At 41.9% G+C, this 14,855-nt stretch carries 11 protein-coding genes; 9 read left to right on the top strand and 2 right to left on the bottom strand.

The genetic code is table 11. The annotated features are described in order from the left end of the window. Window positions 1-3: 3 nt before the first annotated feature. From darG to DUL71_RS32405, 3 genes are all read left to right on the top strand, one after another. Window positions 4-1,038, top strand: a complete 1,035-nt coding sequence (gene darG, locus DUL71_RS17930) for a type II toxin-antitoxin system antitoxin DNA ADP-ribosyl glycohydrolase DarG (RefSeq protein ID WP_114939399.1) — start codon at window positions 4-6, stop codon at window positions 1,036-1,038. A 214-nt stretch (window positions 1,039-1,252) separates the two neighbouring features. Next, window positions 1,253-1,660, top strand: coding sequence for an EthD family reductase (locus tag DUL71_RS17925; RefSeq protein WP_114939398.1), 408 nt, complete (start codon window positions 1,253-1,255; stop codon window positions 1,658-1,660). Between the two features lie 120 nt (window positions 1,661-1,780). Further along, window positions 1,781-2,596: an endonuclease V gene (locus tag DUL71_RS32405; protein ID WP_208645593.1), complete on the top strand. Its 816-nt coding sequence runs from the start codon at window positions 1,781-1,783 to the stop codon at window positions 2,594-2,596. Between the two features lie 45 nt (window positions 2,597-2,641). Here DUL71_RS32405 and DUL71_RS17915 read toward each other — a convergent pair whose 3' ends face one another. After that, the gene (locus DUL71_RS17915) at window positions 2,642-3,460 is read right to left on the bottom strand and encodes a hypothetical protein (protein ID WP_114939397.1); all 819 of its coding nucleotides are present in this window, start codon (window positions 3,458-3,460) and stop codon (window positions 2,642-2,644) included. A gap of 197 nt (window positions 3,461-3,657) precedes the next feature. On the opposite strand from DUL71_RS17915, the gene DUL71_RS17910 reads away from it, so the two are divergent. From DUL71_RS17910 to DUL71_RS17900, 3 genes are all read left to right on the top strand, one after another. Then, a complete protein-coding gene (locus tag DUL71_RS17910) occupies window positions 3,658-4,710 on the top strand; it encodes a sensor histidine kinase (protein ID WP_114939396.1) in 1,053 nt (350 codons plus the stop codon). Then, window positions 4,688-5,401: a LytR/AlgR family response regulator transcription factor gene (locus tag DUL71_RS17905; RefSeq protein WP_114939395.1), complete on the top strand. Its 714-nt coding sequence runs from the start codon at window positions 4,688-4,690 to the stop codon at window positions 5,399-5,401. The genes DUL71_RS17910 and DUL71_RS17905 overlap by 23 nt, the downstream gene beginning before the upstream one ends. Window positions 5,402-5,666: 265 nt before the next feature. Next, on the top strand, window positions 5,667-6,557 hold the full coding sequence (locus DUL71_RS17900; protein ID WP_114939394.1) for a toll/interleukin-1 receptor domain-containing protein: 891 nt from the start codon (window positions 5,667-5,669) through the stop codon (window positions 6,555-6,557). A gap of 45 nt (window positions 6,558-6,602) precedes the next feature. On the opposite strand, the gene DUL71_RS17895 is transcribed toward DUL71_RS17900, so the two are convergent. Then, the gene (locus DUL71_RS17895; protein ID WP_114939393.1) at window positions 6,603-7,733 is read right to left on the bottom strand and encodes a sensor histidine kinase; all 1,131 of its coding nucleotides are present in this window, start codon (window positions 7,731-7,733) and stop codon (window positions 6,603-6,605) included. Window positions 7,734-7,962: 229 nt separating this feature from the next. On the opposite strand from DUL71_RS17895, the gene DUL71_RS17890 reads away from it, so the two are divergent. The 3 genes from DUL71_RS17890 to efp all read left to right on the top strand — a co-directional run bounded on the left by DUL71_RS17890 (window position 7,963) and on the right by efp (window position 14,838). Then, entirely contained in the window at window positions 7,963-10,410 is a 2,448-nt protein-coding gene (locus tag DUL71_RS17890; RefSeq protein ID WP_114939392.1) for a TonB-dependent receptor domain-containing protein, read from the top strand. Between the two features lie 131 nt (window positions 10,411-10,541). Then, the gene (locus DUL71_RS17885) at window positions 10,542-14,198 is read left to right on the top strand and encodes an ABC transporter permease (protein WP_114939391.1); all 3,657 of its coding nucleotides are present in this window, start codon (window positions 10,542-10,544) and stop codon (window positions 14,196-14,198) included. Between the two features lie 79 nt (window positions 14,199-14,277). Then, on the top strand, window positions 14,278-14,838 hold the full coding sequence (gene efp / locus DUL71_RS17880) for an elongation factor P (protein ID WP_112574922.1): 561 nt from the start codon (window positions 14,278-14,280) through the stop codon (window positions 14,836-14,838). Window positions 14,839-14,855: the final 17 nt, after the last annotated feature.

The raw sequence follows: 14,855 nt of genomic DNA, 5'->3' as shown, positions 1-14,855 counted from the left end.
CAGATGATTACATACATTGAAGGTAACATTTTAGAAAGCAAAGCAGATGCTTTGGTGAATACCGTTAATACCGTCGGTGTGATGGGCAAGGGATTGGCTCTTCAATTTAAAAAAGAGTTTCCCTACAATTTTAAGATTTATCAGCAGGCTTGCAAAGCCAAAGATTTTGAGATCGGCGATTTAATAGTTACCGAAGAAGAATCATTATTATATGGTAAAAAAACTATTATTGACTTGCCTACAAAAACTGATTGGCGCAAACCATCTGAATATAGCTATGTAGAGGCTGGCTTAAAGCGATTAGCTTCACTTATACACGATAAGCAGATCAAATCTATTGCGATACCTTCTTTAGGTACCGGGCACGGCGGATTAGAGTGGGCCAAAGTGAAAAACTTGATAGAATCAACGTTAAAAGATACTGACAGCGATATTCAGGTATATTTGCCTAATGCTGTGATCAAGGATGCAATGAAGGAAGAGCGTGCCAAATTAACACCTGCACGGGCAATGTTACTTGCTGTTTTATTTGATTTGGCAAAAAGTGGTGAATTTGTATCAGAGTTTGCCGCTGAGAAGGTTGCCTATTTTCTGCAACGTTTTGGGGCAAAAAGTGAATTTAAGTTAACTTTTGAACCAAATTTCTACGGCCCGTATTCGGGAAAGGTGAGGCGTGTGCTCTATTATCTTAACGGAAGCTACATCACAGGATATAGCGCTATGGATAAAAAGCCTTTTGAGGAGTTGGGTATTATGATGGATGCTGAGGACGATGTTTTGACCTTCCTTAGTCAAGAAACCAATCTCGCTTTCCTCGATATTGTAAATAAGACCAAAAGTTTTTTATCAGGATTTTACTCAACTTTCGGGTTGGAGTTATTGTCTACTATAGATTTCCTTTCCATTAAATTTCAAACCAAGGACTTGGATAAGATATTGGTTTGTCTGAAAGATTGGAGCAACAGAAAGCACACTCTTTTTTCTAATCGGAAATTTATTGAGCAGGCGATAACGAGACTTGAACAGCATAATTTATAACCCGAAGGTCGTATCGAGTCCTGCTCCCGCTACGAAATGAAAGCCTCAAATGAAAGTTTGAGACTTTTTTGTTTTATATCGCATATGCATGCCGGTTTGGGAAAATTATAAACTTCAAGCGTTAATTGGCATACCGTTTTGGGAATAAAGTCTTTTCTTTTAATATTGTGTAATCTCTTAGAAAAGAATACTTTATCATTTAATTAAACCAGTTATGAAATTAAGACTCATTTTGTCATTTCTCCTTCTTGCTACTTGTTTTACTGTATTTGGTCAGGAAAAACAGAACACGGTTACTGTTGAAAAAGGCTTAGTTAAAATATCCATCATGTATCCTTACGCTGAAGGTAAAACCTTTAATATGGAGTATTATGAAACCAAGCACATGCCCATGGTAGCGCGGTTTTTAGGATCAAATTTGGTTAAATACACCATTGAAAAGGGGATTGCCAGTGGTGTTCCTAACCAGCCACTGCCTTTTATGGCTATTGGTACTTTTTATGTAAAAAGCCTAAGCGACTACCAGGCGGCTATAGGGCCTAATATAAATGCCATTCGCGCGGATTTTGCAAATTACACTAATGTAACTCCTGTTATTTTGGTTAGTGAGGTGGTAAAGTAAATATTGCTGAAGTTCTTATCCTGAAACAAAAGTCTCAAATTTTCATTTGAGGCTTTTGTTGTTTGGGGTATTATCACAGAATAAAGAAAAGGATATAAAAATTATTAGCTTTATTAGATAATGGGCTTGAGAATTAAATGGGATGATCCCGACCTGGATATGACAGGGTTTGACGTTGGGGGAGGTGAGATCTATCATTACAAAAATTTACCCTTCACAGGTATTTTGGAGGAATCGTTTTTTGCGAACGGGAATTTGCAAACGGAAATCCAGTGTGTAGGTGGTCATCCCCATGGCTTTCATAGAGAATATTTCGAAAATGGACAGTTGATGCAAGAGTCGTTTATCAAACGAAATTTATCTTATGGTGCCTTAAGGGAATGGAATGAAAATGGAGATTTAATATATGAAGGCGTTTTTGAACCAGAGCCGATGCTTGTTTTGGCGATAGATGTACATTATCGGGAAAATATTGCAAAGGCTGTAGGTGTAGTGTTTGAACCCAGCGCACCCCATGCCCGTATTGTGTTAACAGAATATTTGACTGACATTGGTGAATATGTGCCTGGTGAATTCTATAAAAGAGAGCTGCCATGTATTTTAAAGATCATTGAAAAAACAGACCTATCTGTTATTGATTTTATTTTAATAGATGGATATGTTTATATAGATAATGATTTCAGATTCGGTTTAGGTGGTCATCTTTGGAAACAATTAGATGAACGTAAACCAATTATTGGGGTTGCAAAAACATCTTTCTTGAGCAATAAAGCAACGGTTAGGGAACTAAAGCGTGGCGAAAGCGAAAAACCCTTGTTTATTTCGTCGGTGGGGATTGATTTGGACGAGGCGGTCCGGTTAATTGAAGGTATGAAAGGGGATTTTAGAATCCCCGATATATTAAAAAAACTTGATCAAATAACCAAGGAAGTTTAAGTCCCATCTAAACTACCCGTATTATGCTATTACGTTCAAGCACCACTAACCCTTTTCGCCCCATTGCTCAATATCCTCCACCCATTTCTGCTTTTTCATGGTTAAGGCAATCAGCAAGGCTGTGCCGCTAAAGGCAAGGGCGTCAAAAGCACTGGCCAGCAAATTTCCCCTGTCGGCGGCTAAAGGCGTGGACAATGTTCCCGGAACATGTACCAGCCATACCCAAAGGAAGATTTGAAGGGATAGCAATAAAGCGATAATCCTGATCCGGATGCCCAGGATGATTGCAATGCCGCTGGCGGAGAGCGTTATCCCGGTAAGCATAACCCAGAAGAGATGATTGGCTATCCATTTCGGAACCATACCTGTTAAGTAGGGTGCATAAATAATATGCGAAATACCGTAGCTGGTTATCGTGTACAAAAAGAACAGGTTTCCGTATGGTGCAAGCTTTTCTAAAAAGGTTTTCTTAACACTTGGGTTTGTGCCGAACGAATGGGCGACAACGAACGCGCAGCCGGCAAGCGCCAGCTCCTTCAGTGGTGTTGTCCACAGTCCCAGGTGGTATAGTTTATTAGGTTCGGAATTTAGTTCATAAGTCATGTGGGTGCCAAGGAACAACGACATAAAAACACCGCCGAGTATCAGCGAAGCCTTTTGGCCTTTGCCTGGTACCCAAATAAGGATGCCGGTTATAATTAAGTATAAGCCGAACAAATAAGACAGGACGTTCAAAAACGGCAGGTGCTGCTGATAAACCGAGAAAAATACGTCTCTAAAAGTTCCGAAGTAAAATTGCTGCAGGCCATATACAATTAACGCCAATGCGTAAAAGGACCTGCCGGTTATAATAAGAATTTTCATGGATTTAGGAATCTGGTCTCTGAATCAAAAATAGAGCTGCAGGGGCACTTAAATAGCTTTCTTCTGCACACAACGGAAATCGTCGGTATCTGGCGTTGACCGAAAAATAAGGTCGTTGGTCGAAAACCTGACTTCTTCGATATTCTATCCGAAAAATGGAAACCGAAAATCTATAACTTGCTTAAAAAAGCAGAACCATGACCTTTAATAAGGATATAGCATTCAATGGCATGTTCTGGTCGCTGTATTTTTTATACCAGTGGCTTGGGCTGGCGTCATTGTATGGCGACTACAATGGCTATTTCATCAATGCCTGTATGGCGCTGCCGGTATCATTAGTATTTTCGATACTGGCTGTTCATGTAGTTTTCCAGCGATACTATCAAAAGGGTAGGAAAACTGCTTTTTGGCTTGCGGTGATTGTAAGCTCCTGCTTATTACTGCTGATCAGGCGTTATTTCAATTATTATATCATTTATCCGCGCTACTTTCCGATGGCGCTAAATATGCCGCTTTTTTCGGCTGGAAAATTCCTGGTCGATTTTGTAAACCTGTATGCTATAAGTAGCTTGTACGCCTTGTATTACTCGCTGCGTTACTGGTACCAGGAAAAACACCGCGTGCAGGAATTATTACAGCAGCGCACGCTCGCGGAGTTGGATCTCCTTAAATCGCAGGTGCAGCCACACTTCGTTTTTAATACGCTGAACAATATCTACGGAACGGCCCTAAAAACAAGTCCGGAAACGGCTGCCCTGATTGCTCATCTGTCGGGCTTTTTAAGCTACAATTTGTACGATGCATCAAAGAATACTATAGCACTTACCGCGGAGATTGATTACATTAATAGCTATATCGAGCTTCAGAAAAACAGGTATGGCAGCAGGGTAGATATCGCCGTCAATATTTTTGGCGAAATTGACAATCTACGGTTAGCCCCATTGTTGTTGTTGCCGTTGGTTGAAAATTGTTTCAAGCATGGTGTTGGCGATTCTATTGAAAAAAGCTGGGTCAGGATCGATGTAGCCAGGCAAGCAGATCGCTTTTCTATCACGATTGAGAATAGTTGTGACGGTGCTACAAAACAGGCGACTTCTGATAACGGGGGTATAGGTTTAGCCAATGTTAAAAAACGTCTTCAGCTGATTTACCCGGGTAAACACGGCCTGAAAATTATTCAGGGGCAAAATTCCTATCTTGTTATATTAGAAATTCAAATTGAAGGTAATGATCAGGTGTTTGATAGTTGATGACGAAGAACCGGCAAGGGAACTGATTAAACTGCATCTTTCGGGCCTTGAAGATTTTGAGATTGTGGCTTCGTTAGGCAACGCGCTTGATGCATTTGTTTTCCTGCAAAAAAATCCGGTCGACCTGGTTTTTCTGGATATTCAGATGCCAAAAGTTTCCGGGCTTGAATTGGCAAGATCGTTACAATCAAGCCCCAAAATCATCCTGACTACCGCTTATCGCGAATATGCCGCGGATGCCTTCGAAATGGAAGTATTCGATTACCTGGTTAAGCCGATTACGCAGGAGCGCTTTATGAAATCAGTAGCCAGGTTTATGCATTATTGGGGCGGCAAGGCCGAAATCCCGGAACCGGCGAAGGATAATGATACTGCTTATATGTTTTTTAAAGTAGGCAGGGAACAGGTAAAAATCATGCTCAGGGATATTCTTTACATTGAAGGGCTGGCCGATTATATTAAAGTACATACAAAAGACAAATCCTATATCGCTTCCGAAAAGCTCGGCTACATGGAAGAAACGCTTCCGTCAAATTCCTTTGTGCGAATCCACAAATCATTCATCATCGCGATAGACAAAATCACCAGTTTTAATGCCGATCAGGTAATGCTCGATGATAAACCGCTGCCTTTGGGCAGACTTTTCAAAGCCGGGTTTTTAAAGGTTATCCAGATGAAAACACAGGGTTAAATTGTCGAATGCCTATTATATGTGCCGATTAACTTTCTATTCTTACATTTCTCAAAAATACCTTTGATACTATTTTTGCCTTGATAGGAAATTAGTAAGATTTCCCAGTTTCTATATTAAGCATCTTTAGGAAATTGCTGATGCAAACGTAGGGAACACGGAAAAATATTCGATATTAAAATAGATTTGAATTTTGTTAAATAGTTTATAACTTTAATTATCAGCAACTTCTGTAAGTAAGATTCATGCCTAAACAATATCGACAATGTATCGAAACGGTATATTTATCAGTTATAGCCATGTAGATGAAAAATGGCTAAACATCATTTTAACTTTTCTGAAACCATACACCCGTGGCGAGAAAATTTCCGTATGGAGTGATAAAGAAATAAAACCTGGCACCGCTTGGCGGGATGAAATTGAAGCGAGGCTATTGTCGTGTCGTGTAGCCATTTTATTAGTTTCGCCCAATTTTCTTGCCTCAGACTTTATTATGGAAAATGAGTTGCCGCTCATTTTGGAAAGGTCCAGCAACGGGGAATTAATTTTATATTGGATAGCAATCAGCCATTCAGCATATAAAACAACAGCATTAGTAGAACTTCAATCTGCAAATAACCCTTCTAACCCCCTTGATCAATTGGAAAAAGCTGAAAGGGATAAGGTATTAGTGCAGATAACTGAAAATATTGCGAATGCGATAAATTTAAATGCAATTGGCAATGTTTTGAAGATTATAGATGATTTTTTGCCGCAACAGAAAGCATTTATAGATGGGAAAGAGTTTGATAATAGAGAAAGGAATTATTCGACTCTTGCATATCAACAGCATAATAGGATTGAGCTAAAAAATCGGGATAATTATGTAATGGAGACTATTACTGCGGACGACTTGGAAAGATTGGATAGAGATTCAAAAATTTTGATAAGAAGTTATGAGGGTGTAATGAAGGATTTATTTGAGAGATGGGTAGAATTGAGGCCTAAAAGTTATTCAAGAGATCCGATAATCAGGCAGGATGCTTGCGAAGAAATGTCGATAATTAGGAAAGGCTTGTGCGAGCAATTAAATTCGATTCTCGATTATTTGCTTAAACTACATAAAAATTTAGATGATCATTACCATCACGTCCGACACATCTGCAAACAACCGTAATTCAGAGGTATTTCAATAATCCCAAAGGTTTTTCCAATCAAATAGTTATCTACCTACAAGTTCAAGCTGCGAATTCACACTTATCTCTTCCAGTTGCAATTCAAGAATTACCTTGAAATCAGCATCCGATCGTTGGATGTCTAACCGATGGCCATCGGGATACAACAAGTCCAATCGTCGCTGTACATTTTTCAGCCCGATACCACCGTAATGGATCGCCTGGCGCGAGTCATTGTCGGCCCTGCTGTTCACGATAACCATTTTCAGGATCTGGCCATCAATTTTAAGCTCCATCTTGATCCAGTTCAAGCTATCTGTATGTTTGGATGCATGCTTAAACGCGTTCTCTACAAAAGTTATCAGGATAAATGGCGCCACGCCCAAACACTGCGGATAATCATCATCGATATTAAACACTGTTTTCAGATCGGGGCGTTGCCGTAGTTTTTCCAGTTCGATAAAGTTTTCGAGATAGGTAATTTCCTTTTTTAAGGAGATCAGGCTGTCGTTCGATTCATAAAGCTGATGACGAAGCAACTCAGAAAACTGGGCAAGCGAAGCGGATGCGATATCGGGATTTTTATGGATCAGGAAAAATATAGAGTTGATGCTATTGAATAAAAAATGTGGGTTAAACTGGTATTTCAAAAACTTAAGCTCGGTTTCCAGTTTTTCTTTCTCCAGCGCCCGCTGCCGTCTTTGTGTTTCTATCCAGTTTTTGGCCAGTTTAATACTCATGGCCAGGGTAGTGGCCGCCAGTGTGGAGCGGAAGGGATCTTCCTTGGCCAGTTCATAAAGGCTTTTAAAATTGGTAGTAAACCCAAAGGTTTTTTCCACACTGCTGCCGGCGTACCATGCAGTTAAATAATACCCGGGTACAATAAATATAGATGCAATAATGATTGTTAAGAACAGGTAAGCCAGATAAGTAATATACCGGCCGGTTGCCAGATAACGCGGAACCAGGAAATACAAATTAAAATATACGGCGAATGCCGGAAAAATCACATAAAAGAAGCACTTGATAAAATAAACGGAAAGGAAAATATGCCTGACAGCGTCTGTAGCGCTATCAACCTTCAGGGCCCACAATAAGTAATCGTACAACATCCAGAAAGGAATATGATACAATTTATACCGGATGAACCAGTTTTGCCTCATGGGAGTAAAAGTCATAGTACTAATTTAGGCAATCGGCTGATATTTACCCACATTGCATATGAACGGAGCTAAATAATTGACGAAATGCATTGTACAGCTTACATCCGGCAAATAAGCCCTTTGCATTGCCATTTTTCTGCAAATTCTTCTCGTTGCCGTATTTCATCAATCGGATACAGGTGCTCATCAATCTGTTTTTTCTGTCCGGAATAAGAGCGGTTCTTTTGACTAAAACATACAATATATGAGATCTTTTGCCATCTCCTTATTATGCCTGTTTGTAGCCATCGGTGCATTTGGTCAGGTAACCGGGCGCATAGCCGATACTGCGGGTAAACCTGTCCCGTTCGCTACAGTAGCATTGTTGCGGATAGCTGATAGCACGGTTGTTAATTCCGCCGCGGTAACTGATGCCGGAACTTTCCGCGTCAACAATATACATCCCGGAAAATACACCCTGCGTGTAACTGCTGTAGGATATCAGGCCTATAAATCGCCAGTTTTTAATATCAGCCCCGGGCAGGAAACAGACCTGGGCCGCCTGGTAATAAAGCAAACCGGCAGGCAACTGCAGGAAGTGGTGATCCGTGCGGTCAAGCCGCAGGTACAGCAAACGGCCGAAGGGCTGACGGTTAATGTACAAAATAGCATCATGACGCAAGGCAGTTCAATACTGGACGTATTGCAGCGGTCGCCGGGTGTCATTATAGATCTGCATAACAACACCATAGCGCTCAACGGAAAAACGGGGGTAAAGGTGATGATAGATGGACGGCTTATGCGAATGTCGATGGATCAGTTGATAACCTTGTTGAATAGTATGAGTGCAGATAATACCACGCAGATAGAACTCATGAATACACCGCCTGCAAAGTACGATGCCGAAGGCAATGCCGGGATCATTAATATCGTAACCAAAAAGAGTAAAAAGCGCGGCACTAATGGTTCAATTACGCTTACGGCGGGCTATGGCATGTTTGAAAAAGCCTCGGCAGGGTTTAACATTAACCACAATACGGGCAATGTTAATCTTTACGGATCATATTCCTACTGGCACGCTCATGACTATGGCGGCCTTTATGCCACCGGCTCCGAAAATGCGGCGATAATAGGAGGACAAGCAGATTTTAGCTACACGGGCATAAACAAGCCTATCGCTAATTTTAACGATGGCACTATGGGGGCAGATATCAAACTTGATACCGGGACAACCATCGGCGGTAGCATTAATTATTGGGGTGGTGGCAACACCAGTCAGCCTCATAACTATGGCTATTACATTTTTGAGCATGCGCCCACACTAACCTACAATTCGCTGTTTGATAACTCAAGTCACATCGGTAACGCCATCACCAATTTATATCTCGACAGAAGCCTGAAAGGACAGCAGAAATTGCGAGCCGATTTTGATTACCTGTATTATCATACCCGGTCGCTGGCCAGTTCAGAAAGCTCATTTACCGATGATAAGGGTAACACGGCAGGTGGCGGCGATAGTCTTTATTCGCCTAAACAGCGCAGCTTTGGCAATACAACAATAAAAGTTTCAATCGGCAAGCTTGATTATTCTGCCAAATTGAACAAAAAAATAGGATTCGAGACCGGTGCCAAAGTTACCTATAGCCGAACTGCGGCTAACTCCGGTATAGAGGATTTTGAAAATGGTGTTTGGGAACCTAATACTGTTGGGGCCGGGAACAACTTTGTCACTTACGAGGCAATTGAAGCGGGTTATGTCACTTTTAATATGCAGCTTGATTCGGTTAGCAGCCTGGTTGCAGGCGGCCGTTACGAGTACTCGCATAACTATACCGATAAATCAACCGATGTTAATTACCGGGTAGACCGCAAGCTTGGAAGATTTTTTCCATCCGTATTTTTCTCAAGAAAATTAGACGATCACTCATCCTGGCAGGCATCGTATACGGAAAGGATCACGAGGCCTTCGTACAGCGAGCTGGCTTCCTACGTAAGCTATAACGACCCGGTATCGGTTTTTACAGGGAACCCGCTCTTAAAACCTGCAATTACCCGGAATCTTAAATTTGGCTATAATTATCACGACTACCTGTTTTCCTTATTGTTCAGCCGCGATGATCATCCCATTCTCGGCATCCAGGGAACGCCTGGGCCGGTAAAAGGAGTGGTTTATCTACGGCCGGAAAATGGCGACTGGCAGAATTCCGTAACCCTACAGGCAACAATTCCGGTTAAGATCAACAATTGGTGGGATATGACCTATACCCTAACCGGGGGGCTAACGCAATACAGGATTTCATTTACCCCTAATCCCCTGGAAAAAATCTTCCTGGCCGGCTCTTTTAACTTTAGCCAGAACTTTAAATTTCAGCATGGCCTCTCGGCCGAGTTATCCGGCTATTATAATTCGCCTTCGTACAGCGCCAACTGGCACTCGTATAGCAATACCATTGTAAACCTGGGCGTCAGGAAAGATTTGGGTAAGGGAAACTTAAAACTTTCAATTTCCGATATCTTCAGGTCCGGTAGCTATCAGAGCGATGTTGGTCTGCTTACCACAGATGCTTTTAACACCAAAGTACACGTGAGGTATAATACAGAATCCCGGCTGGGAACAATTGTAAAACTGAGTTACTATCGCCCGTTTGGGACAACAGGTAAGAGCCGGGAGAAAAGGGACAGCGGCTCGGGCGAAGAGCGGAGTCGGTTGTAATCAGCTTTGGCATCCGGAACCGGACGGGTATATGTCCGGTTTTGTTACGATGTATTTCTATCTAAATAGATTATCTTTATGGAGATCAATGTGTTGTAGATTTGGAACAACGATTGAGCCATTTAAGCTGATTGAAAACCTATACATTCCATATCAACGCTTATGATATTGCCTTTTTAGGAACTATTTTCCTTGGAGCAGGCTTTGCCATGCTTTTATGGTTCACCAAAAGAGTGAATAAGGCGGCAAACCGCTTCCTGGCCCTGGCACTGATGGCTGTTGTTTTATACATGGCCCGCATATTGGCTATTGATATTGAATTGACGAACTATATCACACGTTGGAGTTGGTTGCCATTACAGTTTTCGCTGGCATTTGGTCCGTTGATCTTCTTTTATGTGCTTAAATTAACCCATCCAAAATATAAGTTCCGGTATAAGGATTTACTGCATTTTATTCCGCTATTGTTTGAATTGAGTGTTCAAATTTTAGAAGTTAACGAAAGCATAAGAACAGGTGTGCCTACCTATAATACAAACATTTTTCAACAGTTAAATCCGGTGTTGCAGGTCCTCGCGTTTGCTTCGGTCATTACTTACCTGTATTTATCTCACAGGCTTATCGGGCGCTTTTATACGCGTATTAAATTTAATAATGGCGATAGGTACCGGTATGAAATGCGGTGGCTTCATCATTTGTTAACTGGTTTCGGTTTGCTATGGTTATGTTGGACGCTGTTTACAGTCGTTGACTATTTGGGTTATCATCATAAATTAGCGGTATACGCTTATTACCCTTTTTACCTTTTTGGGGCGATATTAACTATCAGAACCGCCGCTATTGCTTTTTTAAGACCAGAATTTGGAGTGCCTGCTGTTGCACCCGCCCTTTCAAAGCCGGCGGCACCGGCAGAGTTAAAGCAGAAGGGCACCTGGTTGAAGCGGGTATTAAAAGCTAATCAATATTACCTGGACCCGGAACTTAGCTTGCGCTCGCTGGCGGAGAAACTTGAGTTGCATCCCAACGAGTTGTCCCGGATCATTAATACCGTGCTCAAAAAAAGCTTTAATGATTTTATTAATGAATATCGTGTAGCCGAGGTAATCTGGAAAATGCAGAATCCGGCTTTTGATCATTTAACCCTGCTCGGTATCGCCTTTGAATCGGGTTTTAATTCCAAAACTACCTTTAACCGCGCTTTTAAAGAATTAACAGGTAAAAGCCCCGCAGAATACAAATCTGAACTCAAAAAAGAGCGACCATATTATAATTTGGAGCGCCAGCCCCGTTTTGCGACGGTATTTTCGTACCAGGAAACGGCCCCGAAGTGGACCGACAAGAAACCAAATCGCAAAGCAATGATCAAAAATTATTTCAAAATCGCCTGGCGCAATCTGATGCGTAACAAAAGCTACGCTTCTATCAATATCACAGGTTTGGCAATAGGTATTGCCGCGTGTCTGCTGATATTCCTGGTTGTTCAGTATGAAACAAGCTTTGATAATTTTCATGCCAATAAAGACAGGATCTACCGTGTTGTGACTGTGAACAGCGGCCCGGATGGTACGCATGCCAACTCGGGGACTCCTTTGCCGCTGGCAGAAGGCCTAAAGTTTGACATTCCGCAAGTAAAACAGGTATCGAATATCATGAAGAATGATGGTTCGCATTATGCAGTAGGAGATGTGCGAAATGTTGGCGCCATGAAGAAGTTTAAAGAAGATCTGGCTTATTATGCTGATCCGGGCTTCTTTCAGATTTTTGCATTTAACTGGCTGGCTGGAGATAAAAATACCGCTTTATCAGAGCCTAATACCATTGTGCTATCCCGTAGCGAAGCCGATAAGTTTTTTGGCGACTGGCATAAGGCCATGGGGAAAATAGTGCGATATGAAAATAGGCGTGATTTGAAAGTGACCGGGATATTGGAGGATACCCCCGTGAATACTGATTTTCCGCTAAAACTGGCAATATCCTGGATAACGCTTGTTGACAAAGGAGGCGACCTTAGTGGGAATGCCCAGGATTGGATAAGTACTTTCGGCGACAGGAATTGCTATATTGTTTTGCCCCCGGGCATGAGCGAAAAGCAGTTGAACGCCGGGCTTGCATCGCTGGCTAAAAAGCATGTCCCGGCTCCTTACAACAAAAACGAGATCTTTCAATTACAACCGTTGAAAGACATGCACTATAACACGGAGGTGGGTTTATATAGCGGGCACCCGTTTAGCAAGCAACTCATCAATGTTATCAGTTTGATTGGTTTGTTTCTGCTCGTTATAGCCTGTGTTAACTTTATCAACCTGGCTACCGCACAGGCCGTAAACCGCTCAAAAGAGGTTGGCATACGTAAAGTTTTGGGCAGCAACCGGTACCAACTGGTTCTGCAATTTATTACCGAAACCTTGATCATTACCTTGTTTGCCGTTGTGCTGGCCGCAATTGCTGCCCTTATCACTTTACCAATGCTGAACAGTTTGCTTGAGGTGCAGCTAAGCGGGGGCTTCCTGGCCGACCCGATGGTGATCTTGTTTTTGGCTGGAGTAGTTATTGGGGTTACATTTTTGGCAGGGTTTTATCCCGCGCTGGTATTATCCGGGTTTAGCCCGATAGAGGCCTTAAGAAATAAGATCAACGCCGGGCGTGCGAGTGGCATTTCCTTACGCCGGGTGCTGGTGGTAGCTCAATTCTGTATTGCCCAATTCCTGGTGATCGGTACGCTGGTATTGATCTATCAGATGAATTATTTCAAAAGCAAATCGCTCGGTTTTAATAAGGATGCTGTAATTACAGTTCCTTTCCCCGGCGATAGTATCAGCAGGACGAGAGTGGGGGCATTAAAAGATCAGCTACTGCAGCAACCGGGAATAAAAGATGTAAGTGTTAGCTTATATGCACCATCTGATAACAGTGGTTGGTTCAGCGACTTTAAATTCAATAATTCGGACAAGCAGGTTGACTTTGGGGCATGCCTTAAATGGGCTGATGTTGACTATTTTAAATTATACGATATTCAGTTTTTGGCGGGTGTACCGTACAATAAGTCAGATACCATATCAGGCTACGTTGTTAATGAAACTTTGATCCATAAATTGGGCATTACTGATCCGAAGCAGGCCATAGGCAAAAACATTATGCTATGGAATAACAAAAATCTAAAGGCACGAATTACAGGTGTAGTGAAAGATTTTAATGTGGCCTCGCTTCGTGGCGCTATTCCGCCGGTATTGATGGCGGCATGGAAATCGCAGTATTCCAAATTGAATATTAAAGTTCACCCGCAAAACCTGAGGCAGACACTTGCCGGTATCGAAACCCTGTGGAACAAAACCTATCCGGAAGGGGTATATGAGTACCAGTTCCTTGATAAAACTATCGCCGGTTTTTATAACAACGAGGAGGAGCTGTCTACACTTTTCAAAATATTTGCCGGTATAGCCATATTCATTTCGTGCCTTGGTTTGTACGGCCTGGTGTCATTTATGGCTTTGCAGCGCACCAAGGAGGTAGGTATCCGTAAAACCTTAGGGGCTTCTATCGGACACATTATTTACCTGTTTTCAAAAGAGTTTACCGTCCTTATTGTTATCGCGTTTGCGATATCAGCGCCTATAGGCTATTATTTTATGCATAAATGGCTGCAGGATTTTACCTACAGGATCAGTATTGGTCCCGATATATTTATTGTGGCAGTATTAGCATCGGTAGTTATTGCCTGGACAAGCGTAGGGTACAAGGCGATAAGAGCGGCCCTGGCTAATCCCGTGAAGAGTTTGAGGAGCGAATAGTAATCCCCTGTTGTTTTTAGATAAAGCTTTTCCAATAACTTGACCTATCTTTGGCTTCAAAATTTACAAAGGTATTTTCATGGCAAAGGCATCTGAAATTAAAGTAGGGAATATATTACGCTACAACGGCGAATTGGTAACTGTTACGGAAGTTTTACATCGCACACCGGGCAAAGGCGGAGCTTTCTATTTGGATAAGTTTCGTAACATTAAAACAGGGAAAATTGTAGAAGCCCGTTTGGCTACTGACGAGCAGGTTGAGATTTGCCGGGTAGAAACGAACGATTATCAATATCTTTATGAAGAGGGCGATTACATGGTGATCATGGATAATACTACTTATGACCAGCATAGTATTCCTAAAGCCCTGTTTGGCCCGGCTGCTAAATTTTTGAAAGAAGGGATGAACGTAATTGTATCTTTTGAAAGTGAAGAGCCAATAATGGCAACTGCGCCAAATCATGTTGACCTGGAAATTACTTACACTGAACCAGCTGTTAAAGGTGACACCTCTTCTGGCGCGTTGAAAAACGCGACGACGGAGAATGGCATAGAAATGAAAGTGCCGCTTTTTATAAATCAGGGAGATAAAATAAAAGTAGATACACGTACCGGCGAATATGTTGAGCGTGTAAAATAGACTATCAGGAATAACTT

The organism is Mucilaginibacter endophyticus (assembly GCF_003351025.1).
Lineage (GTDB): Bacteria > Bacteroidota > Bacteroidia > Sphingobacteriales > Sphingobacteriaceae > Mucilaginibacter > Mucilaginibacter endophyticus.
This window is presented reverse-complemented; position numbering and strand designations above follow the sequence as displayed.

Excerpts from the sequence above, each read along its gene's own strand:
- darG (WP_114939399.1), top strand. The coding sequence starts at position 4 with ATGATTACATACATTGAAGGTAACATTTTAGAAAGCAAAGCAGATGCT.
- DUL71_RS17925 (WP_114939398.1), top strand. The coding sequence starts at position 1,253 with ATGAAATTAAGACTCATTTTGTCATTTCTCCTTCTTGCTACTTGTTTT.
- DUL71_RS32405 (WP_208645593.1), top strand. The coding sequence starts at position 1,781 with ATGGGCTTGAGAATTAAATGGGATGATCCCGACCTGGATATGACAGGG.
- DUL71_RS17915 (WP_114939397.1), bottom strand. The coding sequence starts at position 3,460 with ATGAAAATTCTTATTATAACCGGCAGGTCCTTTTACGCATTGGCGTTA.
- DUL71_RS17910 (WP_114939396.1), top strand. The coding sequence starts at position 3,658 with ATGACCTTTAATAAGGATATAGCATTCAATGGCATGTTCTGGTCGCTG.
- DUL71_RS17905 (WP_114939395.1), top strand. The coding sequence starts at position 4,688 with ATGATCAGGTGTTTGATAGTTGATGACGAAGAACCGGCAAGGGAACTG.
- DUL71_RS17900 (WP_114939394.1), top strand. The coding sequence starts at position 5,667 with ATGTATCGAAACGGTATATTTATCAGTTATAGCCATGTAGATGAAAAA.
- DUL71_RS17895 (WP_114939393.1), bottom strand. The coding sequence starts at position 7,733 with ATGACTTTTACTCCCATGAGGCAAAACTGGTTCATCCGGTATAAATTG.
- DUL71_RS17890 (WP_114939392.1), top strand. The coding sequence starts at position 7,963 with ATGAGATCTTTTGCCATCTCCTTATTATGCCTGTTTGTAGCCATCGGT.
- efp (WP_112574922.1), top strand. The coding sequence starts at position 14,278 with ATGGCAAAGGCATCTGAAATTAAAGTAGGGAATATATTACGCTACAAC.